General features: G+C 68.4%; 21 protein-coding genes and 1 tRNA gene. All 22 read right to left on the bottom strand.

The window, feature by feature from the left end; all coding sequences use genetic code 11:
* Positions 1–1,044 (bottom strand): TraB/GumN family protein (locus SLW55_RS19085; protein WP_320745551.1); only part of this gene is annotated, 1,044 nt, incomplete at its 3' end.
* A gap of 17 nt (positions 1,045–1,061) precedes the next feature.
* Entirely contained in the window at positions 1,062–1,532 is a 471-nt protein-coding gene (locus SLW55_RS19080) for a cupin domain-containing protein (RefSeq protein ID WP_017916102.1), read from the bottom strand.
* Positions 1,533–1,606: 74 nt separating this feature from the next.
* Positions 1,607–2,398: a WecB/TagA/CpsF family glycosyltransferase gene (locus SLW55_RS19075; protein ID WP_267099248.1), complete on the bottom strand. Its 792-nt coding sequence runs from the start codon at positions 2,396–2,398 to the stop codon at positions 1,607–1,609.
* The gene (locus tag SLW55_RS19070) at positions 2,385–3,176 is read right to left on the bottom strand and encodes a polysaccharide pyruvyl transferase family protein (RefSeq protein WP_017910240.1); all 792 of its coding nucleotides are present in this window, start codon (positions 3,174–3,176) and stop codon (positions 2,385–2,387) included. The genes SLW55_RS19075 and SLW55_RS19070 overlap by 14 nt, the downstream gene beginning before the upstream one ends.
* Before the next feature lie 51 nt (positions 3,177–3,227).
* Positions 3,228–4,415 carry a glycosyltransferase family 1 protein gene (locus SLW55_RS19065; protein ID WP_267083248.1) on the bottom strand — a complete coding sequence of 396 codons (1,188 nt, stop codon included), beginning with the start codon at positions 4,413–4,415 and terminating at the stop codon, positions 3,228–3,230.
* 52 nt (positions 4,416–4,467) lie between these two features.
* Entirely contained in the window at positions 4,468–5,970 is a 1,503-nt protein-coding gene (locus SLW55_RS19060) for a lipopolysaccharide biosynthesis protein (protein WP_017910242.1), read from the bottom strand.
* On the bottom strand, positions 5,967–7,016 hold the full coding sequence (locus tag SLW55_RS19055; RefSeq protein WP_267099249.1) for a GDP-mannose--glycolipid 4-beta-D-mannosyltransferase: 1,050 nt from the start codon (positions 7,014–7,016) through the stop codon (positions 5,967–5,969). Before SLW55_RS19055 ends, SLW55_RS19060 begins: the two co-directional genes overlap by 4 nt.
* Positions 7,013–8,146: a glycosyltransferase family 4 protein gene (locus tag SLW55_RS19050; protein ID WP_320745550.1), complete on the bottom strand. Its 1,134-nt coding sequence runs from the start codon at positions 8,144–8,146 to the stop codon at positions 7,013–7,015. The genes SLW55_RS19055 and SLW55_RS19050 overlap by 4 nt, the downstream gene beginning before the upstream one ends.
* Positions 8,147–8,189: 43 nt before the next feature.
* Positions 8,190–9,287, bottom strand: coding sequence for an acyltransferase family protein (locus SLW55_RS19045; protein ID WP_320745549.1), 1,098 nt, complete (start codon positions 9,285–9,287; stop codon positions 8,190–8,192).
* Positions 9,284–10,564, bottom strand: coding sequence for a polysaccharide biosynthesis protein GumE (locus SLW55_RS19040; RefSeq protein ID WP_320745553.1), 1,281 nt, complete (start codon positions 10,562–10,564; stop codon positions 9,284–9,286). Before SLW55_RS19040 ends, SLW55_RS19045 begins: the two co-directional genes overlap by 4 nt.
* Positions 10,565–10,742: 178 nt before the next feature.
* Positions 10,743–12,203, bottom strand: coding sequence for an undecaprenyl-phosphate glucose phosphotransferase (locus SLW55_RS19035; RefSeq protein ID WP_148829266.1), 1,461 nt, complete (start codon positions 12,201–12,203; stop codon positions 10,743–10,745).
* A gap of 309 nt (positions 12,204–12,512) precedes the next feature.
* On the bottom strand, positions 12,513–13,949 hold the full coding sequence (locus tag SLW55_RS19030; protein WP_267084498.1) for a GumC family protein: 1,437 nt from the start codon (positions 13,947–13,949) through the stop codon (positions 12,513–12,515).
* Entirely contained in the window at positions 13,946–14,638 is a 693-nt protein-coding gene (locus SLW55_RS19025) for a polysaccharide biosynthesis/export family protein (RefSeq protein WP_043092309.1), read from the bottom strand. The genes SLW55_RS19030 and SLW55_RS19025 overlap by 4 nt, the downstream gene beginning before the upstream one ends.
* A 571-nt stretch (positions 14,639–15,209) precedes the next feature.
* Positions 15,210–15,286 (bottom strand) — tRNA-Pro (locus tag SLW55_RS19020).
* 103 nt (positions 15,287–15,389) lie between these two features.
* Positions 15,390–15,746 (bottom strand): MerR family transcriptional regulator, encoded by a 357-nt coding sequence (locus tag SLW55_RS19015; protein WP_009597860.1) that lies wholly within the window; start codon positions 15,744–15,746, stop codon positions 15,390–15,392.
* A complete protein-coding gene (locus tag SLW55_RS19010) occupies positions 15,727–16,026 on the bottom strand; it encodes an integration host factor subunit alpha (RefSeq protein WP_003466661.1) in 300 nt (99 codons plus the stop codon). The genes SLW55_RS19015 and SLW55_RS19010 overlap by 20 nt, the downstream gene beginning before the upstream one ends.
* Before the next feature lie 23 nt (positions 16,027–16,049).
* Positions 16,050–18,428 carry a phenylalanine--tRNA ligase subunit beta gene (gene pheT / locus SLW55_RS19005; protein WP_320745548.1) on the bottom strand — a complete coding sequence of 793 codons (2,379 nt, stop codon included), beginning with the start codon at positions 18,426–18,428 and terminating at the stop codon, positions 16,050–16,052.
* Between the two features lie 131 nt (positions 18,429–18,559).
* Positions 18,560–19,555, bottom strand: a complete 996-nt coding sequence (pheS, locus tag SLW55_RS19000) for a phenylalanine--tRNA ligase subunit alpha (RefSeq protein WP_010342858.1) — start codon at positions 19,553–19,555, stop codon at positions 18,560–18,562.
* Between the two features lie 203 nt (positions 19,556–19,758).
* The gene (gene rplT, locus SLW55_RS18995; RefSeq protein WP_010342859.1) at positions 19,759–20,118 is read right to left on the bottom strand and encodes a 50S ribosomal protein L20; all 360 of its coding nucleotides are present in this window, start codon (positions 20,116–20,118) and stop codon (positions 19,759–19,761) included.
* A 10-nt stretch (positions 20,119–20,128) separates the two neighbouring features.
* Positions 20,129–20,326: a 50S ribosomal protein L35 gene (gene rpmI, locus SLW55_RS18990; protein WP_010342861.1), complete on the bottom strand. Its 198-nt coding sequence runs from the start codon at positions 20,324–20,326 to the stop codon at positions 20,129–20,131.
* Between the two features lie 376 nt (positions 20,327–20,702).
* Positions 20,703–21,227 (bottom strand): translation initiation factor IF-3, encoded by a 525-nt coding sequence (infC, locus tag SLW55_RS18985; RefSeq protein ID WP_304412340.1) that lies wholly within the window; start codon positions 21,225–21,227, stop codon positions 20,703–20,705.
* Positions 21,228–21,290: 63 nt separating this feature from the next.
* Positions 21,291–23,195, bottom strand: coding sequence for a threonine--tRNA ligase (gene thrS / locus SLW55_RS18980; RefSeq protein ID WP_017911219.1), 1,905 nt, complete (start codon positions 23,193–23,195; stop codon positions 21,291–21,293).
* Positions 23,196–23,386: the final 191 nt, after the last annotated feature.

Here is a 23,386-nt window from a genome sequence, read left to right as displayed (position 1 = left end):
CGCGATCACCTCGGCGCCGCTGGCGCGTAGCCGATCCAGCGGCCCGCCCGGCTCCTGCAGGGTCTGCATCGGCAACGCCGCGAAACTGGAGCGGTTCTGCGCCAGCGCCCGCTCGGCCACCTGCAACCAGGCCGCCTGCGCACGCTGGCGCACATCGCCCAGGCCCAGCTTGCGCGCGATCGCCGCTTCGCCGACCGCGTCCAGGCAGACCCGGTACTGATCGTTGGCGGGCAACGCGGCCAGCGTGTCCAGATCGCCTTCGGACCACGCATTGGCGCGCTGGCGCATCGTCTCCAGGTCGCGATCGATGACCTGCAAGGTGCGCGCGAAACAGGCACTGTCGTTGAGCGAGGTCGCCCGGAACTCCTGCAGCGCGCGCTTGGCGTCGGGCACCTTGACCTCCACCACCACCGGCACGATCGGCACCCTGGCGCGCTTGGCCGCACGCGCGATCACCGGCTGCACGACGCTGCCCAGGCTCAGGCCGGAAGTGCGCATCGCCGCTTCGTACAGCTCCTGCGCCGCGAACACCGGCCGCCAGCGTTCCACGCTGCTGTCGCGGCCCAGGTAGCGCGCCTTCAGCGGCAGCCAACGCGCATACAGCTCCGGCGGCAGCACCTGCTGCAGGGTGCGGTCGTCGGGATTGCGCCGCGCCTTGAGCAAGGACGGCAGCAGCATCAGGCTGCGGAACATGCCCAGGCCCGAGTCCAGGGTGAGGGTCGGCGCCGCGATCACCTGTTGCGATTGGGCGATCACCCGCTCCACTTCGCCCGATTCCCACTGCATGCGCTTGGGCAGCGGCGACACCGTGCCGAGGATCCACAGCACGTGGTCGCCGCGGCGCACCTGCCACAGCCCCGGGCCGGGCTGGCGCCCGCTCACCAGCACCGCCTCCAGGTCGACCACCGGCGGATGGGCTGGTGCGGCCGGCGTCGCGGTCTGCGCCTGCGCGGCGGGCATGCCCGCCGCCAGCAACGCCGCCGCCAGGCACAACGCCGGGCCGAGCCGGCGCGCGACGGCCCCCGGCGCGGTCGCTGCGCGCACCCCGCGCCGCGCCGTCATCAGTCCGCCAGCTTCGGCAGGTGCGTGGCCAGCGGGTCGGTGTCCGCCAGCAGTTCGAAGCGCTCCCACAGGAACCCCGGCGCCACCACGCAGCGCACCAGGCAGTAGTCGGCCAGCGGACGCGCGGCCTGCCAGGTGCCGGCCGCGATCACCACCGACGGCATGCCGCCGCGCTCGCTGGCATCCAGGCGGTAGCGCTGCAGGCCATGCTGCGGATCGAAGCCCAGCAGTTCCAGTGCCCCGCCCTCTTCCCATTGCCAGGTCTCGTCGGCATCGATGCGGTGCCAATTGCTGACTTCGCCCTGCGCCAGCAGGAAGCGGATCGCGGTGCAGGCCGGGCGCAACGTCTGCTCGTGCTGCACCATCAGGGCCGAGGTATGCACGCGCGCGTAGCGCCCGCCTTCCGGGTGCGGCAGCAGCGACAGGTCGCGCACCAAGGCGGCGATTCGGAAGGCGGCGGCGCTGGACATGCCTCCAGTCTAATCCGGCGCGTGGCCGTGCGGATGTCAGGCCGCGCCATTTCCGCGGCGGCGGCCGCTCGACGTCACGAGGGGCGCAGCGAGTCGCGTGCAGGCGGCATGGCGCCCAGCCGCCTGCCGTGCCGCAGGCACAGGGCGAAGAACACCAGCAGGTCCCAGCTGTAGCGCTTGAGCAGGCGCCGCGGCTCGCGCAGCAGGCGATAGATCCATTCCAGGCGCAGCCGGCGCACCCAGGCCGGCGCGCGCCGGGCGGTGCCGGACAGGAAGTCCAGCAACGCGCCCACGCCGAACGCCAGCGGCACCTGCAGTTGCGCCGCGTGCTGCAGCAGCCAGCGCTCCTGCAGCGGATTGCCGAACGCCACCAGCAGCACGTCGGCGCCACTGGCGTTGATGCGCGCGGCCAGCCCGTCGCCGGCCGCGGCAAACTCGGCATAGCCGTCGCAGGTACCGACCACCTGCTGCCCCAGCGACTGCCGCAAGGTCTGCGCCGCGGCGTCGGCCACGCCGGGCCGGCCGCCGAGCAGGAAGAAGCGCAGCGGCCGCGGGCTCTGCCGGCACAGCGCCGGAATCAGGTCGGTGCCGTTGAGATTGCCGGCGAAGCGGCGGCCGTGCACCAGCAGCGCGCCCAGGTCCATGCCGATGCCGTCGTTGACGATGCACACGTCCGGCGCGGCCAGGCGCTCGCACAGAGCCTGGCACTGCACCACGAAGTTGGTGTTGGCGAAGAACACCTGGCGGCGCTCGCCGCGCGCCAGCGCCTGCAGCAACGCGGCAACGAACTCGGTCTCGGTGCTGCGCAGGATCGGATAACCGCCCAGCGCCAGCACCTCGCCGGTCGCGCGTTCACCAGAGGTCATGCGGAAAGCTCTCCAGCAGGCCGCGTTGCACCGCGGCCAGGTCGAACACGGTATTGCCGCCCAGCGCCACGCATTCCTCCACCGTGTGCCCGGCATGCCAGCGGCCGCGGCCGGTGCCGGCATAGTAGTCGTCGTACTTGAAGCGGTCCTCGCCGTTGCCCCAGTCCAGGTACACCGACGGCACGCCGTAGGCTTCGGCCAGGATCAGCCCGTGCAAGGAGCTGGACACGACCAGGTCGGCGCCGAGCAGTTGCCGCACGAACGCGGCCGGCTGGCGGTTCGGCAGCACCAGGTGGTCCTTGTACTGCGCATACTTGTCCAACGGTTCGTTGAAGTGCGGCACCACCAGGAACGGCTGCCGTGCCGATGGCGCCAACAGCGCCTCGCGCGGGAAGAACAACGGCATCAGCAGACCCGGATCGCCGTAGACCTCCGGCACCTGCAGGCCGCGCTCGCGCAGGAACGCGCGGGTCTTGGGGCCGCGCACCGCACGCACGTCGAGCTGGCGGAAGGTATGGCGGTCGGCGGGAATCTTGCCGTTGACGCCGCTGCCCCACACGGTGTCGCCGTCGCGGGCGAAGTGCAGCACCGAGCCGATCGCGATCAGCCGCGTGCGCTTGTCGCGCTTGTCCAGCAAGGTGCGGTCGCGCTGGCCAAGCACGTTGGAGACGATGATCTTGGAAAGATGATCGCCGACGTTGATCTCGCCGTTCTTCGGCTTCCACCAGAACAGCGCCCGGCGCTCTTCGTAATCGATCCATTTTTGCAATGCGGACATCGGTCCTCCTTGGTTGCGCGGGGGGTACGGCGGACAAGCCGGGGCCTGGACTCAGGCCACGCCGTCGGCGAACAGACGGGTCTCCGGGTAGGCGGCCGGGTCCAGCACCCGGTCGGTGGTATCGGACCAGCTCAGGCACTGCCGATGGCGCACGTGCGGCGCCTGCAGCGCCTGCCCGATCGCCGTGACGATCGACGCCTCGTCGCCGGGCGTGTAACCGAAGCGCGACGGATAGCGGCCGACCACGGCATTGGGACAGACGGCCGGCAGGCCGAAGAAGTCGTACTGCAGCAGCTTCATCGAACTGTCGGCCAGATACGCCGGCACCTGCTCGGACGCGTACGGGGCGATGCCGAAGCGAGCGTGCTTGATGTAACGAATGGTCTCGGCGTGCTTCATCTCGCCGTACACCACCACGTTGTCGCCATAGCCCGGCGCGCGCCCCATGCCCGAGCCGATCACGTGGAAGGTGACCTGCGGGAAGGCGCGGCTGGCGGCGACGAAGAAATCGGGATCGAACAGCATCGAGCCCACCGCCACCGCATGGATGCCCTCGCCGTACGGCGACGGGTCGCCCAACGTGTGCAGATCGTGGTCCACGCCGTGGCCGACGTGGTACACGTTGTGGCGGCTGGCGACCTCCTCGGCCATCGCCGGCGACACCAGTGCGATCACGTCCAGGCTCGGCGCCACGCGGTCGAATTCGCGCTCGATGTAGTCGGCGACGTTGATCGTGCTCAAGCCGTCGGAGGCGCGGTACACCTTGCGTGCGGTCGGATTGATCCGCGCCGCCAGCGCGATGAACGCCACCGCGATGCCGCTCTCGAACACGATCACATCGGCCTCGCGCATCCAGCGGATCAGCGTGGCCGGCGCGCGCGCCGCGTAGACCTTGAACATCAGGTCTTCCAGCGGCCGCAGCCAGCGCCGCCGGGTGTTGAACGGATGCAGCAGCGCGCGCCACAGATAGCAGTCCACGCCGTTGTGGCGGACCACCTGGTTGGCGGTCGCGTCCAGCGGCAGGCGCAGGTCGCCCTTGAGCCGCGACAGCAGGCTGTAGCGCAGCGAGAAGAACCGCGTGGGGCCGCGCTTGGCCAGCTCGTCGGCAATGAAGTGGATGTTGGCGCGACGCGGCGTGCGGTAGTCGTGCGCCGACAGCACCAGATAGCACGGCGCACGCCCACTGGTGGCCGCGGCCGGTGCCGATGCGGGCAGCGCCGCTGCGGAAGAATCGCTCATGCGCTCGCTCCTGTGCGGGTGGAAGGGAAAGAAAGACGCGGCAGTCCGGCGTTCATCGCGGCCCCCGCGCCTGGCGCAGCAGCGTGCGCATCTGCAGGATCGCCAGCACGTCGCGGCGGAACGCCGGCCACAGCGCGAACACCAGCAGGCAGCCCAGCGCCATCGCCACCGCGCCGACGATCAGTTGCAGCCACAACGACGCGCCACCCCACTGCTGTGCGGCGAAGTACGCGGCAACGCCGCAGACGCCGTAGCCGAGCACCGCGCGCAAGGCGTTGTTGAACAACTCCCAGGCCGGGATCTGCGGCGCGATGCGCGCGATCCAGATCACCGACAGCGGCCACATCACCAACAAGCCCAGCGTGTAGCCCACGGTCACGCCCATCACGCCCCACAGCGAGCCGGCGAAGATGCAGGCGATCAGCATGACCCGCCCGACCACCGAATACACCAGTTGCTGGCGCATCAGGCCCAGCGCCAGGAACACCCAGTAAGTGGCGTAGGACGCGGTCTGGAAGATGCCGCCGAGGGTCAGCACCTGGAACAGCGGCACTGCCGGCCGCCACTGTTCGCCCAGCACCAGCACGATCAACGGCATCGCCAGCGCGCAGGCGAAGGAGAACAGCGCGACGATCAGGTGCACCATCACCGTCTGCCCGCGCAGCAGGAAGTTGCCGAAGCGCGGCGGGTCGTCCTGCAGCTGCGACAGCACCGGCAGCGCCACCGAGGTGGCCGGTGCGTTGATCTGGTTCAGCGGCATCATCAGCAGCTGGAATGCGCGGTTGTACAGGCCCAGCGCCTCGGCGCCGATGCGGTGGCCGATGATCACCTGGCCGACGTTGCGGCTGGCGTAGCCGAGCAGCTGCGCGGCCATCAGGTTCCAGCCGAAGCTCAGGAAGGTGCGCATCGGCGCATCGCGCCGGTAGCCGCGCGGCAGCCAACGCGCGCAGGCGCCGGCGATCAGCAGATTGACCAGCGCCTGCACCACCTGCTGCCAGACCAGCGCCCAGTAGCCGTAGCCGGCCAGGGCCACGCCGACGCCGGCCAGCAGGCCCAGCACCTGCGCGCCGACGTCGCTCAGCGAGACCTGGCCGAAGCGCAGCGCACGGCTCAGGTGCGCGCGATACTGCGTGGTCATGCCGTTGAACAGGAAGGTCACCGCCAGCGCCTGCGAGATGCCGAGCAAGGCCGGCTCGCGGTAGAAGTGCGCGATCCACGACGAGGACAGGAACACCACGATCGCCAACGCCAGGCCGATGCCGCTGTTGATCCAGAACAGGTTGTCGCGCTGCTCGCGGCTGACGTGCTTGGCCTGGATCGCCGCCGAGGACAGGCCGAAGTCGCGCAGGATCTCGGCCATGCCGACGATCGCCGTCACCATCGCCATCAGGCCGTAGTCGTAGGGCGTCAGCAGCCGCGCCAACAGAATGATGCCGCCGAACTGCACCACCATCTTGGCCAGCTGCCCGGCCATGGTCACCGCCGCGCCGCCGGCGGCGCGCGCGCCCAGTCCGGGTTGCGGCGCTGCCGGCCGCGGGGTCTCGGCGCTACTCATGCGTCCTCCCCGCGGCGCACGGTCAGCGCCTGCAGATAGCTGCGGTAATGCTGCAGGCCGATGCCGTTCCAGTCGCGCCGCGACAGGTCCGGCACGGCGTCGGCGGGCAACTGCTGCGCCTGCGCCAGGGCCTGCGCCAGTTGCTCCGCATCCAGCTCGCCCCGGTACAGCTGCACCCACTGCGCGCCGACCTCGTCGGCGATGGCCGCATTGGCCTCGCTCCACGGCGCCAGCACCGGGCGCGCCAGCGACAGCGCCAGCAGCAAGGTGCCGGAGTTGTGCATCTGCCGGTACGGCAGCACCACCAGTTCGGCCTCGCCGATCTCCTGCGCGAGCACCGCGTCCTCCACGTACTGCAGGCGCGCGCTGATCCGCGGATCCTCGGCGCAGGCGCGCTCGACCACACCGCGGATCTGCGCATCGATCGGATTGCCGGCGATGCGCAGGCTGAGTTGCGGATCGGGCAGCGCGCCGAACGTCGCGATCAACGTCTCTACGCCCTTGTACGGGCGCAGCAGTCCAAAGTGCAGCAGGCGCCCGCGCACCCGCGGCGGTTGCGGCAGCGGCGCGTACCAGTCGCGGTAATGGCCGTGCAGGATGGTGTCGGTGGCCGGCGTGCGTTCGGGCGTGGTCGCATTGATGCGGATCCAGCGCGCGGTCTGGCGGTCGATCCAGCGCAGCAGCAGACGTTCGCGCCAGCCCTTGTCCTCGTGCGGCGCCACGTTGTGCAGGGTGCGCACCAGCGGCACGCCAGCCAGGCGCAGGCGCAGCAGCAGAACGGCGACACAGAGCTGCTTGGCCAGCGTGCCGAGCGCCGTGCGATGCCGCAGCAGGTACTCCGGCCAGTGCAGGTGCAGCACGTCGTAGCGCGACAGCAGCGCCGCGCGCATCGAGAAGAAGCGCAGCTGCACCTGCGGCGGCAACGCCGCGTAGAGCTGGGTCAGATAGGGATTGGTGGTCGCGGTCGGGCGCTCGGTGGACAGCAGCACGGTGACCGCCGGCGCGGCCTGCTGCGACGTGCCATGGCGCTGGCTCTCGCCGCTCATCGGCCGCCCTCCGTGCCGCCCAGCGCCAGGCGATATTCGTCCAGATAGGCGCCGACCACACGGTCCCAGTCGTAGCGATGCGCGTAGGCCATTGCCGCTGCGCGCTGCGCGGCGAAGTCCGCATCGGTGCCGGCGGCGAAGGCGCGCACCGTGGCCGCGGCCGCCTGCGCATCGGCCGGGTCGACCAGCACGCCCTGCCCCGACTCGCGGTGCAGGCGCGCGAACGGCGGGATGTCGCTGAGGATCGGCAGCAGCCCCGCGCTCATCGCTTCCACCGCGGCCAGGCCGAACCCCTCGTGCCGCGACAGGCACACGAAGTACTGCGCGCTGCCGAGCAACTGCGCCAGTTGCGCCTGGGTCGGCGCCACCTGCAGGCGCACTCGCTGCTGCAGGCCGCGCTCGGCGATCGCCTGCTGCAGGTCGGCCATGCTGAAGTCGTATTCGCGCCCGGCCACGATCAGTTGCCAGGCCGGATCCTGCGCGGCCAGCGCGCGCACCAGGTCCAGGGTCTCCAGCAGGCCCTTGTTGACCGACCAGCGCCCGAAGTAGATCAGCGTGCGCCCCGGCGTGGCGCTGCCCTGCCCGGCGAACTTGTCCACGTCCACCCCGTTCTCGATCACCCGCAGCCGCTGCGGCGCGACCACCTGCGAGAACAGCTGGCCGTCGTTCTCACTGGTCGCCACCACCCGCGCGTAGGCGAGTGCGGATGCACGGGTGAGGGTCTTGAACCAGAGCATCTTCAGGCGCGAGGCATAGGTGGTATGGAAAAAACCGCCATGGGTGGACACGATCATCGGCACACGGTGCAGCGGCCGGGTCAGGGCCAGGAAGTCGTAGAAGAAGTCGATGCCATGCACGTGCAGCAGATCGGCGCCGCGCACCGCCGCCAGCACCGACGGCGCCAGCGGATAGCGCGAGGAGCCGCGGTACGGCAAGCGCACGATCGGCACGCCCTGGTGGCTGTCACGCGGCACCAGGCGCTGCTGCGGATCGGTGAACACCCGGTCCAGGCTCACCACCTCGACCTGGTCGCGGCCCTGCTGCAGATGGCGGCGCGCGATATTCAGCACCACCTCCTCCATGCCGCCGACCGACGGATGGAACTGGCGCACCACATGCACCACCTTCATGCCCGGCCTCCGTCGCGCCCGTGCGCGGCCCGCAGCGCCGCCGTCATGCCGTCGCTCCCGCGACCGCACTGCGGCGCACGCCGATCATCCACGGCGCGATCCGCACCAGCACCACGCGGATCGGCACGCTGGCCAGTACCGCCAGCACACTCACCGACACCGCCCAGGCCGGTCCCCAGGCATCGCCGCGGACCAGGCCGGTACGGGCGGCGACCCCGGCCATCACCGAGAACAACAAGGTGTGCGTGCACAGGATCAGCAAGGTATTGCGCCCGATCCACTGCAGCCAGGCCCAGTGCTGCAGCAGCCCGGCGATGCACAGCGCCATGGCGCTGCCGAGCAGGCTTGCGGCCAGGAAGCCCAGCGGGGAATCGCCGAACTTGAGCATGTTCACGTCCACGCGGCCGTTGTGCCAGGCGATCGCGAACCAGGCCGCACCCAGCAGCAGCGCCGCGAGCGCATTGCCGGCCGGCCGCGCCGGCCACCACTGCGCCCGCGTGGCCGCGAGCGCACCGATCGCGAAGAAGCACAGCGCCACCGGCAGCACGTCCAGGGAGAACGGCAGGCGCATGTCCTGCCCCGGGAACCAGCACGCCCAGCCCCAGGCCAGCGGCAACGACAGCCCGGCCAGCACAGGCAAGGACAGCGTCCGACGCAGCGCCAGATACGCCAGCGTGGTCACGAACAGCGCCGGCAGGAACCACAGCGCCGGCATCACGTAGAGCTTGGGGCCGATGCCGCTGACCAGGCCCAGCAGCGGCTCCCACCACGGCCGGTCGCCCCACAGCTGCGCCTTGCTGCCGATATGCCGGGTCAGCATCCAGTACGCGTAGGCGACGAAGAAGAACGCCACGTACGGCAGCAGCAGGCTGCGCGCCAGCTTGCCGACCGTGGCCAGGGTCAGCGGGCGGTTGCCGAAGGCCTCGCCGACCCAGCCCGACAGCAGGAAGAACATCGGCACGTGGAAGCTGTAGGCCAGGATGACGTAGGCGTGCGGAATGCCCTTGGCGTGCCCGAACACCACCAGCAGGATCGCCAGCGCCTTGGCCGCATCGATGCGCATATCGCGCGGCGCGCGCGTCCGCGCGGTGCGCGCCTGCGCCGGCACGGATGCGGAAACAGCCGTGGCGGGCGCGCTCATGCCGGCACCGCCGGGAGACGCGGAGCCGGCGTCGCCGCTGTCGCCGGCAGCGCCGACGCATCGCGCAGGCGCGGCGTCATCTGCCACAGGCACCCGCAGACGAACCACCACAGCGCCGCAGTCTTGATCGAGAAGTAGCCGTTGGAGACCAGCAGGCTCAGCGAGAAGGCGAAGATCAGCAGGTTCTTGAACAGCTGCCCTTCGATGGTGCGCATCAGCATCGCGAACGAGTACGCCAGCAGGAACGCCAGCACCAGCAGCACCGACTGCGAAGAGATGAAGTAGGCGATGCCGCTGTCGAAGTAGCGGTACGGCTGGTCCACGTCCAGCCCCATCCACGCATCGGCGCTCATCCTGCGGATCGAATCGACGGTGAAGAACACCCGCCCCAGCGTGGTGTCCTCATAGCTCTGGATGCCGGAGGCCCACACCAGCAGCCACGCCCCGCCCATCACCGCGAAGAAGATCAAGAAGCCCAGGCGCTGGTCCATGCGCAGCAGCAGCGGACTCAGCAGCGCCATCATCACGCAGGTACCGGCGGCCAGGCGCCCGTCCGAGGCCACGATCAGGAAGCCGATCATCGCCACCGAGGCGACGATCGCCAGCGGCCGCATCCAGCGCCAGAACGTCAGCAGGATCGCGGTGAAGAAGATGATGAAGTTGCCCATCGTCACCGGCTCGATGAATACCGAGGAGGCGCGCGGCAGGTTCGAGGACGGCAGGAAATTGCGTGCGCCCGGCCGTGTCGCACTGACGAACAGGTTGCTGTCCTGATTCCAGAAGCTCGACGCGCTGGCGCCGCGCGCGTTGACGAAATAGCTCTTGGGGTTGACCACATCGCCGTAGACCTTGGGCAGGGCCAGCTCGAACACCGCCACCAGCGACACCAGCAGCGCCATGCGCACGAACATGCGCGGCAGCGAGCCGGTATAGGCCGCGCCCAGCAACAGGAAGGCGAACGGGATCAGCGCATCGCGGAAGAACTTCGGATCCAGCGTCCACGCCATGAACAGGCGCACCAGCATCAGCAGCGCCAGCAGCGCGATGCCGGTGAACACCATCGCCATGCGCTTGCGGTCCAGCGCGCGCATACCTAGCAGGAAACAGGCCGCATAGACCGCCAGTTCCACCGCGTAGGTCATCGCCGGGCTGACCCGGAACACCTTGGCGTTGATCACCGCCAGCACGAAGTTGTAGCCGACGGCGAACAGCAGCACCAGCTCGATCAGCAGATTGCGGCGTTGCTCGCGCAGCGGCATGTCCGGCACGCTCAGCATGCGCACCTCGCTGCGGCGGCGGCGCATTGCACGCCAACGCGGCCATCGGCTGCCGTCACGCGCGGCAGAAACGTGTCGCGCGCCACGTCATTCGACGCAGGCAGCACGGGAACGACGGCGACGCGGAGGCGGCGCCGGCGCTGTACACGGTCGGCGGGAAGAAGACGCATCGGGCGCATCAGTAGGCGGTCTTCTGCCCGAGCACCTTGAACGCGGTCAGCACGATGATCCGCGTATCCAGCCACAACGACCAGCGGCGGATGTAGTCCAGGTCGTACTGGATGCGCTTCTTCATCGTGCGCAGTTCCGGCGTCTCGCCGCGGAAGCCGTTCACCTGCGCCCAGCCGGTGATGCCCGGCTTGACGTAGTGCCGCTGCATGTAATGGTGGATCAGCTTTTCGTAGTGGGTGTTGTGCTGCGCCGCGTGCGGACGCGGCCCCACCACAGACATGCTGCCACCGAGCACGTTGAACAGCTGCGGCAGCTCGTCCAGGCTGGTGCGGCGCAGGAACGCGCCGAAGCGGGTCACCCGGCTGTCACCGCGCGTGGCCTGCACCACCACGTCGCTGGGCTCCTGCTGCACGCGCATGGAGCGGAACTTGTACATGTAGAACTCGCGCCCGCCCAGGCCGTGGCGGCGCTGACGGAAGAACACCGGACCCGGCGAGCTCAGCTTCACGCCCACCGCGATCGCCAGCATCAGCGGCCACAGCACGGCCAGTGCGGCCAGGGCCACCAGCTTGTCCTGCAGCGCCTTGGCAACCACGAAGTAGGTGTTGCGGTCCACCCCGCCCTGGCGCAGGTTGATCACCGGTACGTTGCCGATCTGGTCGCCGGACTGGTTGAGCATGCCGAAGTCGAACAGATCGGGAATCAACCGGACCTGGATCGGATAGCGGTCCATGCGCTGCAGCAGCTGCTTGATGTGGTCGCGCTCGCCCAGCGGCAACGAGATCCACACCTGCTCGACCTGGTGGTCGTCGAGGTAGTCGATCAGCGCGTCGGCGGTGCCCTCGCCCAGGCATTGCAGCTTCTGCGGATGGTCGGCCACCGACAGGTCGTAGTCGCTGCTGAAGTAGCCCACCACCTGCATGCCCACCCAGGGATTGCGGCTTAGGTAGTTGTGGATCTTCACCACCGGATGGCGCAGGCCCACCACGACCACGCGCTGCACGTCCACGCCTTCCGAGCGCAGCCGGTTGAGCACACCGCGCACCAGCGTGCGCGAGAGCAGCAGCGTCGCCAGGCTGGTGACGAACCAGGTGCCGATCCACAGCCGCGAGACCTGCTGGCCGAACTGCACCACGAAGGCATGCATGGCGAACAGGGCGAACACGCCGCCACAGGCCAGGCTCAACACCATCATCTCGCGCAACAGGCCGCGCCCGCGCCAGCTGCGGTACAGCGGGAACAGCGCGAAGCAGATCACCGCGTACAGCAGGGTGGTGCCAATCGCCACCCGGTAGGCCGGTTCCGGCATCCAGGTGCCGAACAGCAACCGGTGGGTGAGCAACGCGCCGCCGACCATGACGGTCAGGTCGGACACGCGCAACAGGATGTCTGCCGCGGCCGCGTACTTGGACAACATGCGCGGCGAGGAGGTCGTATAGGTGGCGCTACTCAGGTCTGCCAAAAGCATGATCGGGATTCCTATCCAAACCCGGTCGATCGGCATGCGGGGGAACATGCGACGCCGCCGGGCCTCGATTTCGCCTGCCTGTGGACCGCTGCGGCGCCTCCCTCGCCGACCCCAGGTCCACGGCAGCCCGTGATTACTTCAACAGAACAACGTCTTCGTACAACCGCGCTGGAAAATAATGGAGCACCTCATTGCCTAGCTGAACCACGTATCACCTCACTGAAGACTGTGCGTCGAACCGATGCCGTTGTGTGCGGTGCGGCACGCACCCGCGCCTCGCGCGGTGCGGCGCGCCATGACACCGCGACATCACGCCGAGGCCGCCGCCGCGGCTTCGGCCTCGCGGATGAAGTAGCGCACCAGCGCCACCGCCACCGCCAGGAACAGGCCGAACACGAAGGCCAGCGCCAGGCCGAGCAGCTTCTTCGGCGAACTCGGCTTGCCCGGCACATCGGCGCGGTCGACGATCGAAATGTTGTTGGTGCCCACGTTGCCGACCACGCCGATCTCCTTGTAGCGCTGCAGCAGCGCATCGTAGAGCTGGCGGTTGGTGTCGGCCTCGCGGCGCAGCATGGTGTAGCGGATGCTGCGGGTCTGCAGGTCCAGTTCGTCGTTCTTCAGCGCTGCGATGCGGTCGGCCAGCAAGGTTTCCTGCTGACGCGCCGACTCGTAGTCGTTCTTCAGCGCGCTGCGGATATTGGCGACCTCGTCGGCGATCTGGCGCTTGGTCTCGGCGATCTGATTCTGCAGGCGCTGCATCTCCGGGTAGCCGGGCTGGAACGTCGCCAGCTTCTGCTGGTAATCGGCGGTCATCTTGGCCTGCTCGGCGCGCAGATTCTGGATCAACGGGTTGCTGACCACCTGCGGCAGGCCCATGCCGTCGCCGATGCCGGCCTGGCGCCAGGCCGCCTCGGCCTTGATCCGCGCATCCTGCGCCGCGGCCAGGCGCACATTCAGTTCGCTCATGTTCTGCGTCGGCAGCGAGGGCTTGTCCTCGCCCATCGACACGATCTGTTCCTGGCTGGAATAGTCGACCGCGTTCTTCTCCGACTCCTCGACCTTGTCGCGCAGCTGCGCCAGGCGTTCGGACAGGTAGCGCGCGGCGAACGAGGACGCCTGCAGGCGGCGTTCCTGGGTCGAGGCGATGAACATCTTGGCGTAGGTGTTGGCCACGCGCGTGGCCAGCACGCGGTCGGGCGAATCGAAGTTGATCCGCACCAGGCGCGAGTCGCGCACCGGCTCGATGGTCAAGGCGTCCAGCACCGGACCGACCAGCGCGTTCTCCGCCGCGGCGGCACGCGCCTGCGGCGTCGGCGCACGCCCGTCGCCGTTGTCCTGCAGCTTCTCCAGGGCCTCATCGACCAGCGGTTTGAACGCCGGCGCCTCAGTCAGCTTGGCCTCGCGAATCACCTGCCGCGCCAGCGACCGGCTGCCGAGCAGTTCGTACTGCGTCTGGTAGAAGTCGCGATCCTGCGGCGATTCCACCGGCATCAGGTTGGCGACATTGGCGACGTTGAGCGATTCGCGCTCGATCTGCAGCACGCTGGTGGCGCGGTACTTCGGCGTCATCAGCAGGAGGACCAGCAACGCCAGCAGGACGACTGCCCCGGTGATACCGATGATCAGCCAACGCTGCCGGTACAGCGCATTCCAGTAATCCAGCAGGCCGATGTCGGCCGGGCTCAGCGGGGCACCCACAGGACGCGGGCGCGGCGCGGAAACGGGAGGCAAGGTGGAGGCGCTCATCGGTAGGCCCTCCAGACCATCACGAACGGGGTCAGCTGCACCACGGTGCGCAGCAGTACCAGCGCATCGGAGCGGTACACCACCACGATGTCGCCGCCGTAGATCGCCGGATCCGGCGCGGCGCCCTTCTGGATATCGCGCAGATCGAAACGCGCCAGCATCTTCTGCCCGCCCACCGTGCGGAACACCACCACATTGCCGCGGCTGGCCACGTCGCTGACGCCCTTGCCCAGAGACAGTGCCTGCTGCAGGGTCAAGGCGGAGCCCTGGATGGGATAGATGCCCGGCTCGCTGACCGCGCCGGTGACCGTGACCCGGTTGCCGGTGAACTCGTCGACCAGCACCGACACCTGCGGGTTCTGCAGATAGCCGTTGCGGTAACGGTCGGCGATCTCCTTCTGCAGCGCATTGACGCTGGAGCCGGCGGCCTTCACGTCGCCGATCAGCGGCAACGAGATGCGGCCCTCGTTGTCGACCCGCACCTGCCGTTCCAGATCGTCGACCTGGAACACCTTGACCGTCAGCAGGTCGCCCGGGCCGAGCAGGTATTCCGGCTTGCCCATTGAAGCGGCAAGCGGATCGCCCGCCGGCAGGTCGGTACGCATCGCCGGCCCGCTGCTGCATGCGGACAGCAGCCCCAGGCAGAACAGGGCAAGCGCCCATTGGAAGGTCACGGAAAGTTTACCCATGCGCGATGCTGATGCCCTCTGTCGATTGGTTTTCGAAGCGCCGCACTCCCCCAGCCGGCCAGGGTTCCGTTCCCGGTCGGAGGATGATTACGGTGTCAATTCCTGCCTGGGACGAACGGCCCTGGCCAACAGCGAAGCTTCGTGTTGCAACGCACTATGGCACAGGCATCTGCCGCCACCAAGGCGTTACCCGACATTTTTTTGACGCAGTAACGTGAGGGTTCAACTACATGTCCGGCTATTCAGCGTAGCAAGGACCCGTGAACGTTCCATCGACGCGATGTTAACGTGATCAATGTCAAGGCATTGACGCTGCGCAGCTCTCAGTTCCCATGGGGCTTTCCGCTCTGGTGGGGCGACGACCTCGTCGCGGGACAGCGCAATCCCGCGCATTTTGTCTACGGCGACGCGCCAGCCTCTCTGCGCCGATACAGATCGCCCTATGTCGCGATACCGACACGCGTTGCCATCCCGGCGGGCAGCCCATTGCCGACACCGGCCGCACGCGCGCCGCCGATCCGACGCGCCCAAACAAAAAAGGCCCATGTCGCAGACATGGGCCTTCGAAAGATGGTCGGGGTAGCCGGATTCGAACCGACGACCACTAGTCCCCCAGACTAGTGCGCTACCAGGCTGCGCTATACCCCGGTGTGTTGCGTCTCCGCCGTCAAGGCGGACCCGCCTTGCGGCGAGCTGGCGATTATAGCGGGTTTGCCGCGGCCATTCCTAGCGGCAGCAGCGCCGCCATGGCTCACCGCCGCAGCAACTGCAGGACTTCTTCCAGCTCCTGCCGCACCTGCTTGATGATCTGGTTGCTCAGCGCCGATTCCTGGCGGGCACCCTCGCCTTCCAGGCGCAGGCGCGCGCCGCCGATGGTGTAGCCCTGTTCGTACAGCAGGCTGCGGATCTGCCGCACCATCAGCACGTCGTGGCGCTGGTAGTAGCGCCGGTTGCCGCGCCGCTTGACCGGTTCCAGGCTGGGGAATTCGGTCTCCCAATAGCGCAGCACATGCGGCTTGACGTCGCACAGCTCGCTGACCTCACCGATGGTGAAGTAGCGCTTGGCCGGAATCGGCGGAAGTTCGCGGTTACTGCCCGGGTCCAGCATAAGCCTCCACTCGCTCCTTGAGCTTCTGTCCGGGGCGGAAGGTCACCACCGTCCGCGCCGAAATCGGGATCTCTTCGCCGGTCTTGGGATTGCGGCCGGGCCGTTGGTTCTTGCGGCGCAGGTCGAAGTTGCCGAAACCGGACAGCTTCACCTGCCGCCCCTGCTCGAGCGCATCGCGCAGCACGTCGAAGAACGCATCGACGAATTCCTTGGCCTCGCGCTTGTTCAGCCCGACTTCGTCGAACAACCGCTCGGCCATTTCCGCTTTGGTCAACGCCATCGCCCTGCTATCCCCTGTCCTTCTCAACCACGCATCCGCGCGTCGTGTTCCCGCGCCAGCGCGGCCACCGCATCGGCGACCACCGCCTCCACGTCGCGGTCCGTCAGAGTGCGCGTGTTGTCCTGCAAAATCAAGCCCATAGCGAGACTCTTGCAACCAGCCTCGACCCCCGCGCCGACGTAGCGGTCGAACAGCACGACCTCGCGCAGCAAGGGCCCCACCGCCGCGCGCACGCTGCGCGCCAGCGCCGCCCAACTCACCGCGTCCGGCACCACGAAGGCCAGGTCGCGACGCACCGACGGGAACCGCGACAGCTCGGCGGCGCGCGGCAGGGCACGCGCGGCCAGCGGCGCCAGGTCCAGCTCGAACGCCAGCACATCGACGTCGATCTGCATCGCCTGCAGCAGCCGCGGGTGCAGTTGGCCGATCCAGCCGATCCGCACGTCGTCGCGATAGACGTCGGCCGACCGGGTCGGATGCGCGAACGGGTGCGCCGACGGCCGGTAGTCCAGGCGTGCGCCGGAGGCCGCGGCCAAGGCTTCCAGGTCGCCCTTGAGGTCGTGGAAATCGACCTTGCGCGCCGGCAGGCCCCATTGCAGGGCGTCGGCATCGCCGCACACCGCCGCCGCCACCCGCTGGGTTTCGGTCGGCGCGGCGCCGGCTTCCGCCGCCGCGGCGAACACCTTGCCCAGTTCGAACAGGCGCACGCGCCCGGCCTGGCGCGCGGCGTTGCGGCCCAGCGCGGCGACCAGCCCAGGCAGCAGCGACGGACGCATCACCGCCAGTTCGGCGCTGAGCGGATTGGCCAGGGCCACGCGCCCGTCGTGCAGGCCCCACTGGTCCAGCAGCGCAGCATCGACGAAGGCGTAGTTGATGGTTTCCAGCAGATCGCGCGCCAGCAACTGGCGACGCACGCTGCGCTCGTCCAGCTGGGTCTCGCTGTCCATGGCGATGCGCGTGGCGCCGCCGGGCAAGGTGGTCGGCAGGCGGTCGTAGCCGTGGATGCGCGCCAGCTCCTCGATCAGATCCTCTTCGATGGCGATGTCGAAGCGGCGGCTCGGCGCGGTGACCTGCCAGCCGTCGGCCGAGGCGACCACGTCCATGCCCAGCGCGCGCAGGATGCGCTCGACGTCGGCGTCGGCGATCTCGATGCCGAGCACGCGCAGGATGCGCGCGCGGCGCAGCGCGATCGGTGCCGGTGCCGGCAGGAATTCGGGCAAGGCGGCCTCGACCACCGGGCCGGCGCGCCCGCCGGCCAGCTCCAGCACCAGCCGCGTGGCCAGCTCCAGCGCCTGCCGCGGCAGCGCCGGATCCACGCCGCGCTCGAAGCGGTGACCGGCATCGGTGTGCAGGCCGAGCTTGCGCCCACGGCCCATGATCGCGGCCGGCGCGAAATGCGCGGCCTCCAGGAACACGTGGCAGGTGGTCTCGGTCACGCGGGTGGCGTGGCCGCCCATCAGGCCTGCCAGCGCCACCGGCCGATCGGCATCGGTGATCAGCAGGAACGCCGGATCCAGCACGGCCTCGCGGCCATCGAGCAGGGTCAGGGTCTCGCCGTCGCGCGCGTGGCGCACGCCGACCGGGCCCTGCAAGGTGTCCAGGTCGAAGGCATGCATCGGCTGGCCCAGTTCCAGCATCACGTACTGGGTGATGTCCACCAGCAGCGACAGCGGACGCACGCCGCTGCGGCGCAGGCGTTCGGCCATCCACAGCGGCGTCTTCGCCGCCGGATCCAGGTCCTCGACCACGCGGCCGCAATAACGCGGCGCGTCGGCGCCCGCGTCCAGCGCCACCGGCAGCGTACGCTCGCTGCTCACCGCGGCCGGCGTCACCGCCAGCGGCAGCACGTCGCTGCCGCAGGCCGCGGCCACGTCGTAGGCGATGCCGCGCACGCCGAAGCAGTCGGCGCGGTTGGGGGTGAGCTTGATCTCGATGCTGGCGTCGGGCAGGCCCAGATACTCGATCAGCGCCTGGCCGATCGGCGCATCGTCGGGCAGTTCGAACAGGCCGGACGCGTCGCTGTCCAGGCCCAGCTCCTTGGCCGAGCACAGCATGCCGTTGGACGCGACGCCGCGCAGCTTGGCCGGCTTGATCGCGATGCCGCCGACCTGCGCACCGACCAGCGCCAGCGGCGCGACCAGACCCGCGCGCGCATTGGGCGCGCCGCAGACGATCTGCAGCAATTCGCCCTGCCCGGCATCGACCCGGCACACCTGCAGCCGGTCGGCCTCGGGATGCGGCGCAGCCTCGACGATCCGCGCCACCACCACCTGCTGCAGGCTGTCGCCGAGCGGCACGACCTCCTCGACCTCCAGGCCGATGGCGGTCAGGGTCGCGGTGAGCTGCTCACGCGTGGCCTGGGTCGGAACGTGGCTGCGCAGCCAGTTTTCGCTGAATTTCATGGAAGGGCCGGGAATCGGGAATGGAGAATGGGGAATCGAAGACGCGGTCTACTAGGAACGGAAACGGAGAGGGGAAACGAGCCTTTGCGTTGCTTTGCCCATTCCCGATTCCCGCTTCCCGACTCCCAGCCTCAAGCAAACTGCCGCAGGAACCGCACGTCGTTCTCGAAGAAGGCGCGCAGGTCGTTGACGCCGTAGCGCAGCATCGCGAAGCGCTCCACGCCCATGCCGAAGGCGAAGCCGGTGTAGCGCTCGGGGTCGATGCCGACGTTGCGCAGCACGTTCGGGTGCACCATGCCGCAGCCGAGCACTTCCAGCCAGCGGGTGCTGCCGTCGGGCTGCTGCCAGGCGATGTCGACCTCGGCGCCGGGCTCGACGAAGGGGAAGTAGCTGGGACGGAAGCGCATCTGGAAATCGCGCTCGAAGAACGCGCGCACGAACTCGGCCAGGGTGCCCTTGAGGTCGGCGAAGGTCGCGTGCTCGTCGACCAGCAGGCCTTCGACCTGGTGGAACATCGGCGAATGGGTCTGGTCGCTGTCGCTGCGGTAGACCTTGCCGGCGGCGATCATGCGCAGCGGCGGCGCATGCTCCCCCATGTAGCGCACCTGCACGCCCGAGGTGTGGGTGCGCAGCAGGCGGCCGTCGCCGAAATAGAAGGTGTCGTGCATCGCCCGCGCCGGGTGGTGCGGCGGGAAATTCAACGCCTCGAAGTTGTGCCAGTCGTCCTCGATCTCGGGGCCGTCGGACAACTCGTAGCCCAGCCGCGCGAAGATCTCGGTGATGCGCTCCAGGGTACGGGTGACCGGATGCAGCCCGCCGCGTTCGCCGCGCCGGCCCGGCAGGGTCACGTCGATGCGCTCGGCGGCCAGGCGCGCGTCCAGCGCCGCGGTTTCCAGCAGCGTGCGGCGCTCGGCCAGCGCGGCGGACACCGTGTCGCGCGCGCGGTTGATCGCCTCGCCGGCCAGCTTGCGCTGCTCCGGCGCCAGCGCGCCGAGCTGCTTGAGCTGGGCGGTGATGCTGCCGCTCTTGCCGAGCAGCGCGACCCGCAGTTGCTCCAGCGCCTCCGGACTCTGCGCCGCGGCGATATCCGCCAGCGCCTGCCCGCTCAGGGAATCGATCTCACTCATTGCACTCGCGCCTCACTGCTCCGGCCGAACCGTGGCCACCGTGTCCCGCCGATGCGGGACCTCACCTACCCGGCAGGCGCCCCGCATCGGGACGCCCAAAAACGCAAAAGGGGAAGGACTTGCGCCCTTCCCCTGCATGCCTGCGATGGCTCCCGCCGAAACCCCGCACGTGGACGCACGGGTTTCTGCAGGGACTCGCAAACTTATGCCGCCAGCGCGCCCTTCGCCTTCTCCGCCAGGGCGGCAAAGCCCTGCGCGTCGTGCACGGCGATGTCCGCCAGCACCTTGCGGTCGAGGGTGATGCCGGCCTTGAGCAGGCCGTTCATGAAACGGCTGTAGCTCATGCCGTTGATGCGGGCCGCCGCATTGATGCGGGTGATCCACAGCGAACGGAAATTGCGCTTCTTCTGCTTGCGGCCGATGTAGGCGTACTGCTGCGCCTTGATCACCGCCTGCTTGGCGACGCGGAAGACCTTGCGACGGGCGTTGTAGTAGCCCTTGGCAAGGTTCAGAACTTTCTTGTGACGGCGGCGCGCCTGGACGCCACGCTTGACTCGAGCCATGGTTCAGTCCTCAGAGGTAGGGAAGCATACGGTCCAGACGGCCTGCGTCCTCGGCACGGACGTGGTTCGTCTGCCGCAGGTTGCGCTTCCGCTTGGTCGCTTTCTTGGTGAGGATGTGGCTACGGTTGGCGTGGCCGGCCTTGTACTTGCCGGAGGCGGTCTTGCGGAAACGCTTGGCCGCCGCCCGGTTGGTCTTGATCTTGGGCATTGCAATGTCCTTGATGGTGTTTTGTCACTGGTCAGGGCGGTGGCTGCGCCACACTTTCCGTCCGTGCCCTTACCTGCTTGTAAGCCCTTGATCCACTGAGGATCCGGGCGGGTCCTATTGCCGCGCGAGCGGCAAACCCGATGAACTGGGCCGCGCATTATGCCAGGGCTTGGAATGCCTTGCAAATCATGCAGTTCGACGGGCGCTTGCGCGCCGGGATTCGGGATTCGGGATTCGCGCAGGCTGCGCGGCGCACGAGCACGCCGCAACGGCGCAGCCGCGCTACGCCCGGAACGTCAAGAAGAAGCTGGCCACAGAGACCCGAGAACCGCGCGCCTGCCGTTGGCGGGGCGCGATCCCGTGCTGCGGCGGCGGATCAGCGCTTCTTCGGCGCGATCATCATCACCATCTGCCGGCCTTCCAGGCGCGGACGCGATTCGATGACGATGTCTTCGCCCAGATCGGCCTCGATCCGCGCGGCCATTTCGCGACCGAGCTCCTGATGGCTCATCTCGCGGCCGCGGAAACGGATATTGACCTTGACCTTGTCGCCTTCCTCGATGAAACGGCGCATGTTGCGCAGCTTGATCTGGTAATCGCCTTCGTCGGTGACCGGACGGAACTTGATTTCCTTGATCTCGACCTGCTTGGTCTTCTTCTTGGCTTCGTTGGCCTTTTTCTGCTGCTCGAACTTGAACTTGCCGAAGTCCATGATCTTGCAGACCGGCGGATCGGCCTGCGGCTGGATCTCGACCAGATCGAGTCCATCCTCTTCGGCCAGCGCCAGCGCTTCGTCGCGGGTCAACACGCCGACCATCTCGCCGTCCGCGCCGATCACGCGCACGCGCGGCACGCGGATCTCTTGGTTCTTGCGGTTCTGTTTGTTGTCAGGGGTACTGATGTTGCAATCTCCCAGGGGAATCGGACTGGCGCGGACGGAGGCTCCGTCCGCACCAGGGTGGTGTCACGCCAACTGCTCGGCGCGCAGCCGTTCGGCGAAGGCGGCGACCGACATGGTGCCCAAATCCTCCCCCGATCGCGTACGGACCGCAATCGCGCCGTTTTCCGTCTCGCGGTCGCCCGCGACCAACAGGTACGGCACCCGCTGCAGCGTGTGTTCGCGAATCTTATAACCGATTTTTTCGTTCCGCAAATCGGCCTCGATGCGGAAGCCTTGATTTGCAAGGAGTTTCCGCACGTTGTCTACATAGTCTGCCTGCGCGTCCGTGATGTTCATGACCACGGCCTGCACCGGCGCCAGCCAGGCCGGGAACATGCCGGCGTGATGCTCGATCAGGATGCCGATGAACCGCTCCATCGACCCGACGATGGCCCGGTGCAGCATGACCGGATGCTTCTTCTGGCTGTGCTCGTCCACGTACTCGGCGCCGAGGCGGCCGGGCATCATGAAATCCACCTGCATGGTGCCGAGCTGCCAGGTGCGGCCGATCGCGTCCTTGAGGTGGTACTCGATCTTCGGGCCGTAGAAGGCGCCCTCGCCCGGCAGTTCCTGCCACTCCACGCCGCAGGCGCCGAGCGCGGCGCGTAGCGCGGCCTCGGCCTTGTCCCAGGTGGCGTCGTCGCCGAGGCGCTTTTCCGGGCGCAAGGCGATCTTGATCTGGATGTCGTCGAAGCCGAAGTCGCCGTACACCTTCAGCGCCTGCTGGTGGAAGGCGGTGACCTCGGCCTCGATCTGCTGCTCGGTGCAGAAGATGTGGCCGTCGTCCTGGGTGAAACCGCGCACGCGCAGGATGCCGTGCAGCGCGCCGGACGGCTCGTTGCGGTGGCAGGCGCCGAACTCGCCGTAGCGGATCGGCAGGTCGCGGTAGCTGTGCAGGCCCTGGTTGAACACCTGCACGTGGCCGGGGCAGTTCATCGGCTTGACCGCGTAGGTGCGCTTCTCCGACTCGGTGAAGAACATGTTGTCCTGGTAGTTGTCCCAGTGACCGGACTTCTGCCACAGCGACACGTCCAGGATTTGCGGGCAGCGCACCTCGCCGTAGCCGCTGTCGCGGTAGACCTTGCGCATGTACTGCTCGACCACCTGCCAGATCGACCAGCCCTTGGGGTGCCAGAACACCAGGCCCGGGCCCTCTTCCTGCAGGTGGAACAGGTCCTGCTGCTTGCCGATCTTGCGGTGGTCGCGCTTGTCGGCCTCCTCCATGCGCAGGATGTAGGCCTCGAGCTGCTTCTTGTCGGCCCAGGCGGTGCCGTAGATGCGCTGCAGCTGCTCGTTCTTGGCGTCGCCGCGCCAGTAGGCGCCGGAGATGCGGGTCAGCTTGAAGGCCTTGAGAAAACGCGTGTTCGGCACGTGCGGGCCGCGGCACATGTCCACGTATTCCTGGTGGTAGTACAGGCCCATCGCGGTGACGTCGTCGGGCATGTCCTCGATCAGGCGCAGCTTGTAGTCCTCGCCGCGCTGCTTGAACAGCTCGATGACCTCGGCGCGCGGGGTGACCTTCTTGATCACGTCGTAGTCCTGCGCGATCAGCTCCTGCATGCGCTTCTCGATCGCCGCCATGTCCTCGGGGGTGAACGGGCGCTCGCTGTAGATGTCGTAGTAGAAGCCCTCGGCGATGACCGGGCCGATCACCATCTTGACCTCGGGATACAGCTGCTTGACCGCGTGGCCGACCAGGTGCGCGCAGGAGTGGCGGATGATCTCCACGCCCTCGGCGTCCTTGGCGGTGATCAGGCGCAGACTGGCGTCGTGGTCGATGAGGTCGCAGGCGTCGACCAGGCGGCCATCGACCTGACCGGCGATGGTCGCCTTGGCCAGACCGGGGCCGATGGACTGGGCCACGTCCATGGGGCTGACGGGGTGTTCGAATTCGCGGCGGCTGCCGTCGGGGAGCGTGATCGTGATCATGGGAGTCGGCGGAAAGGGAAACTGGGGGATGACGTCCGCGCCACCTCGGCGGCAGGCCAGCCTGGGCGCGGGATAGAAAGAAGGCGCCACAAGGGCGCCTGCTCGGACAGCCTTGGGCGGGAACTCAAGCGAGGGCGGTGGTAGTGCTCATGTCGCACGCTCGGCCGGCGTTGCCGCGGGCCACCCATGTC

Origin of the sequence: Xanthomonas sp. LF06-19, assembly GCF_034105425.1 — a bacterium.
GTDB classification, from domain to species: domain Bacteria; phylum Pseudomonadota; class Gammaproteobacteria; order Xanthomonadales; family Xanthomonadaceae; genus Xanthomonas_A; species Xanthomonas_A sontii.
Note: the sequence above shows the minus strand (reverse complement) of the source record. Positions and strands in the feature narration are given on the sequence as shown.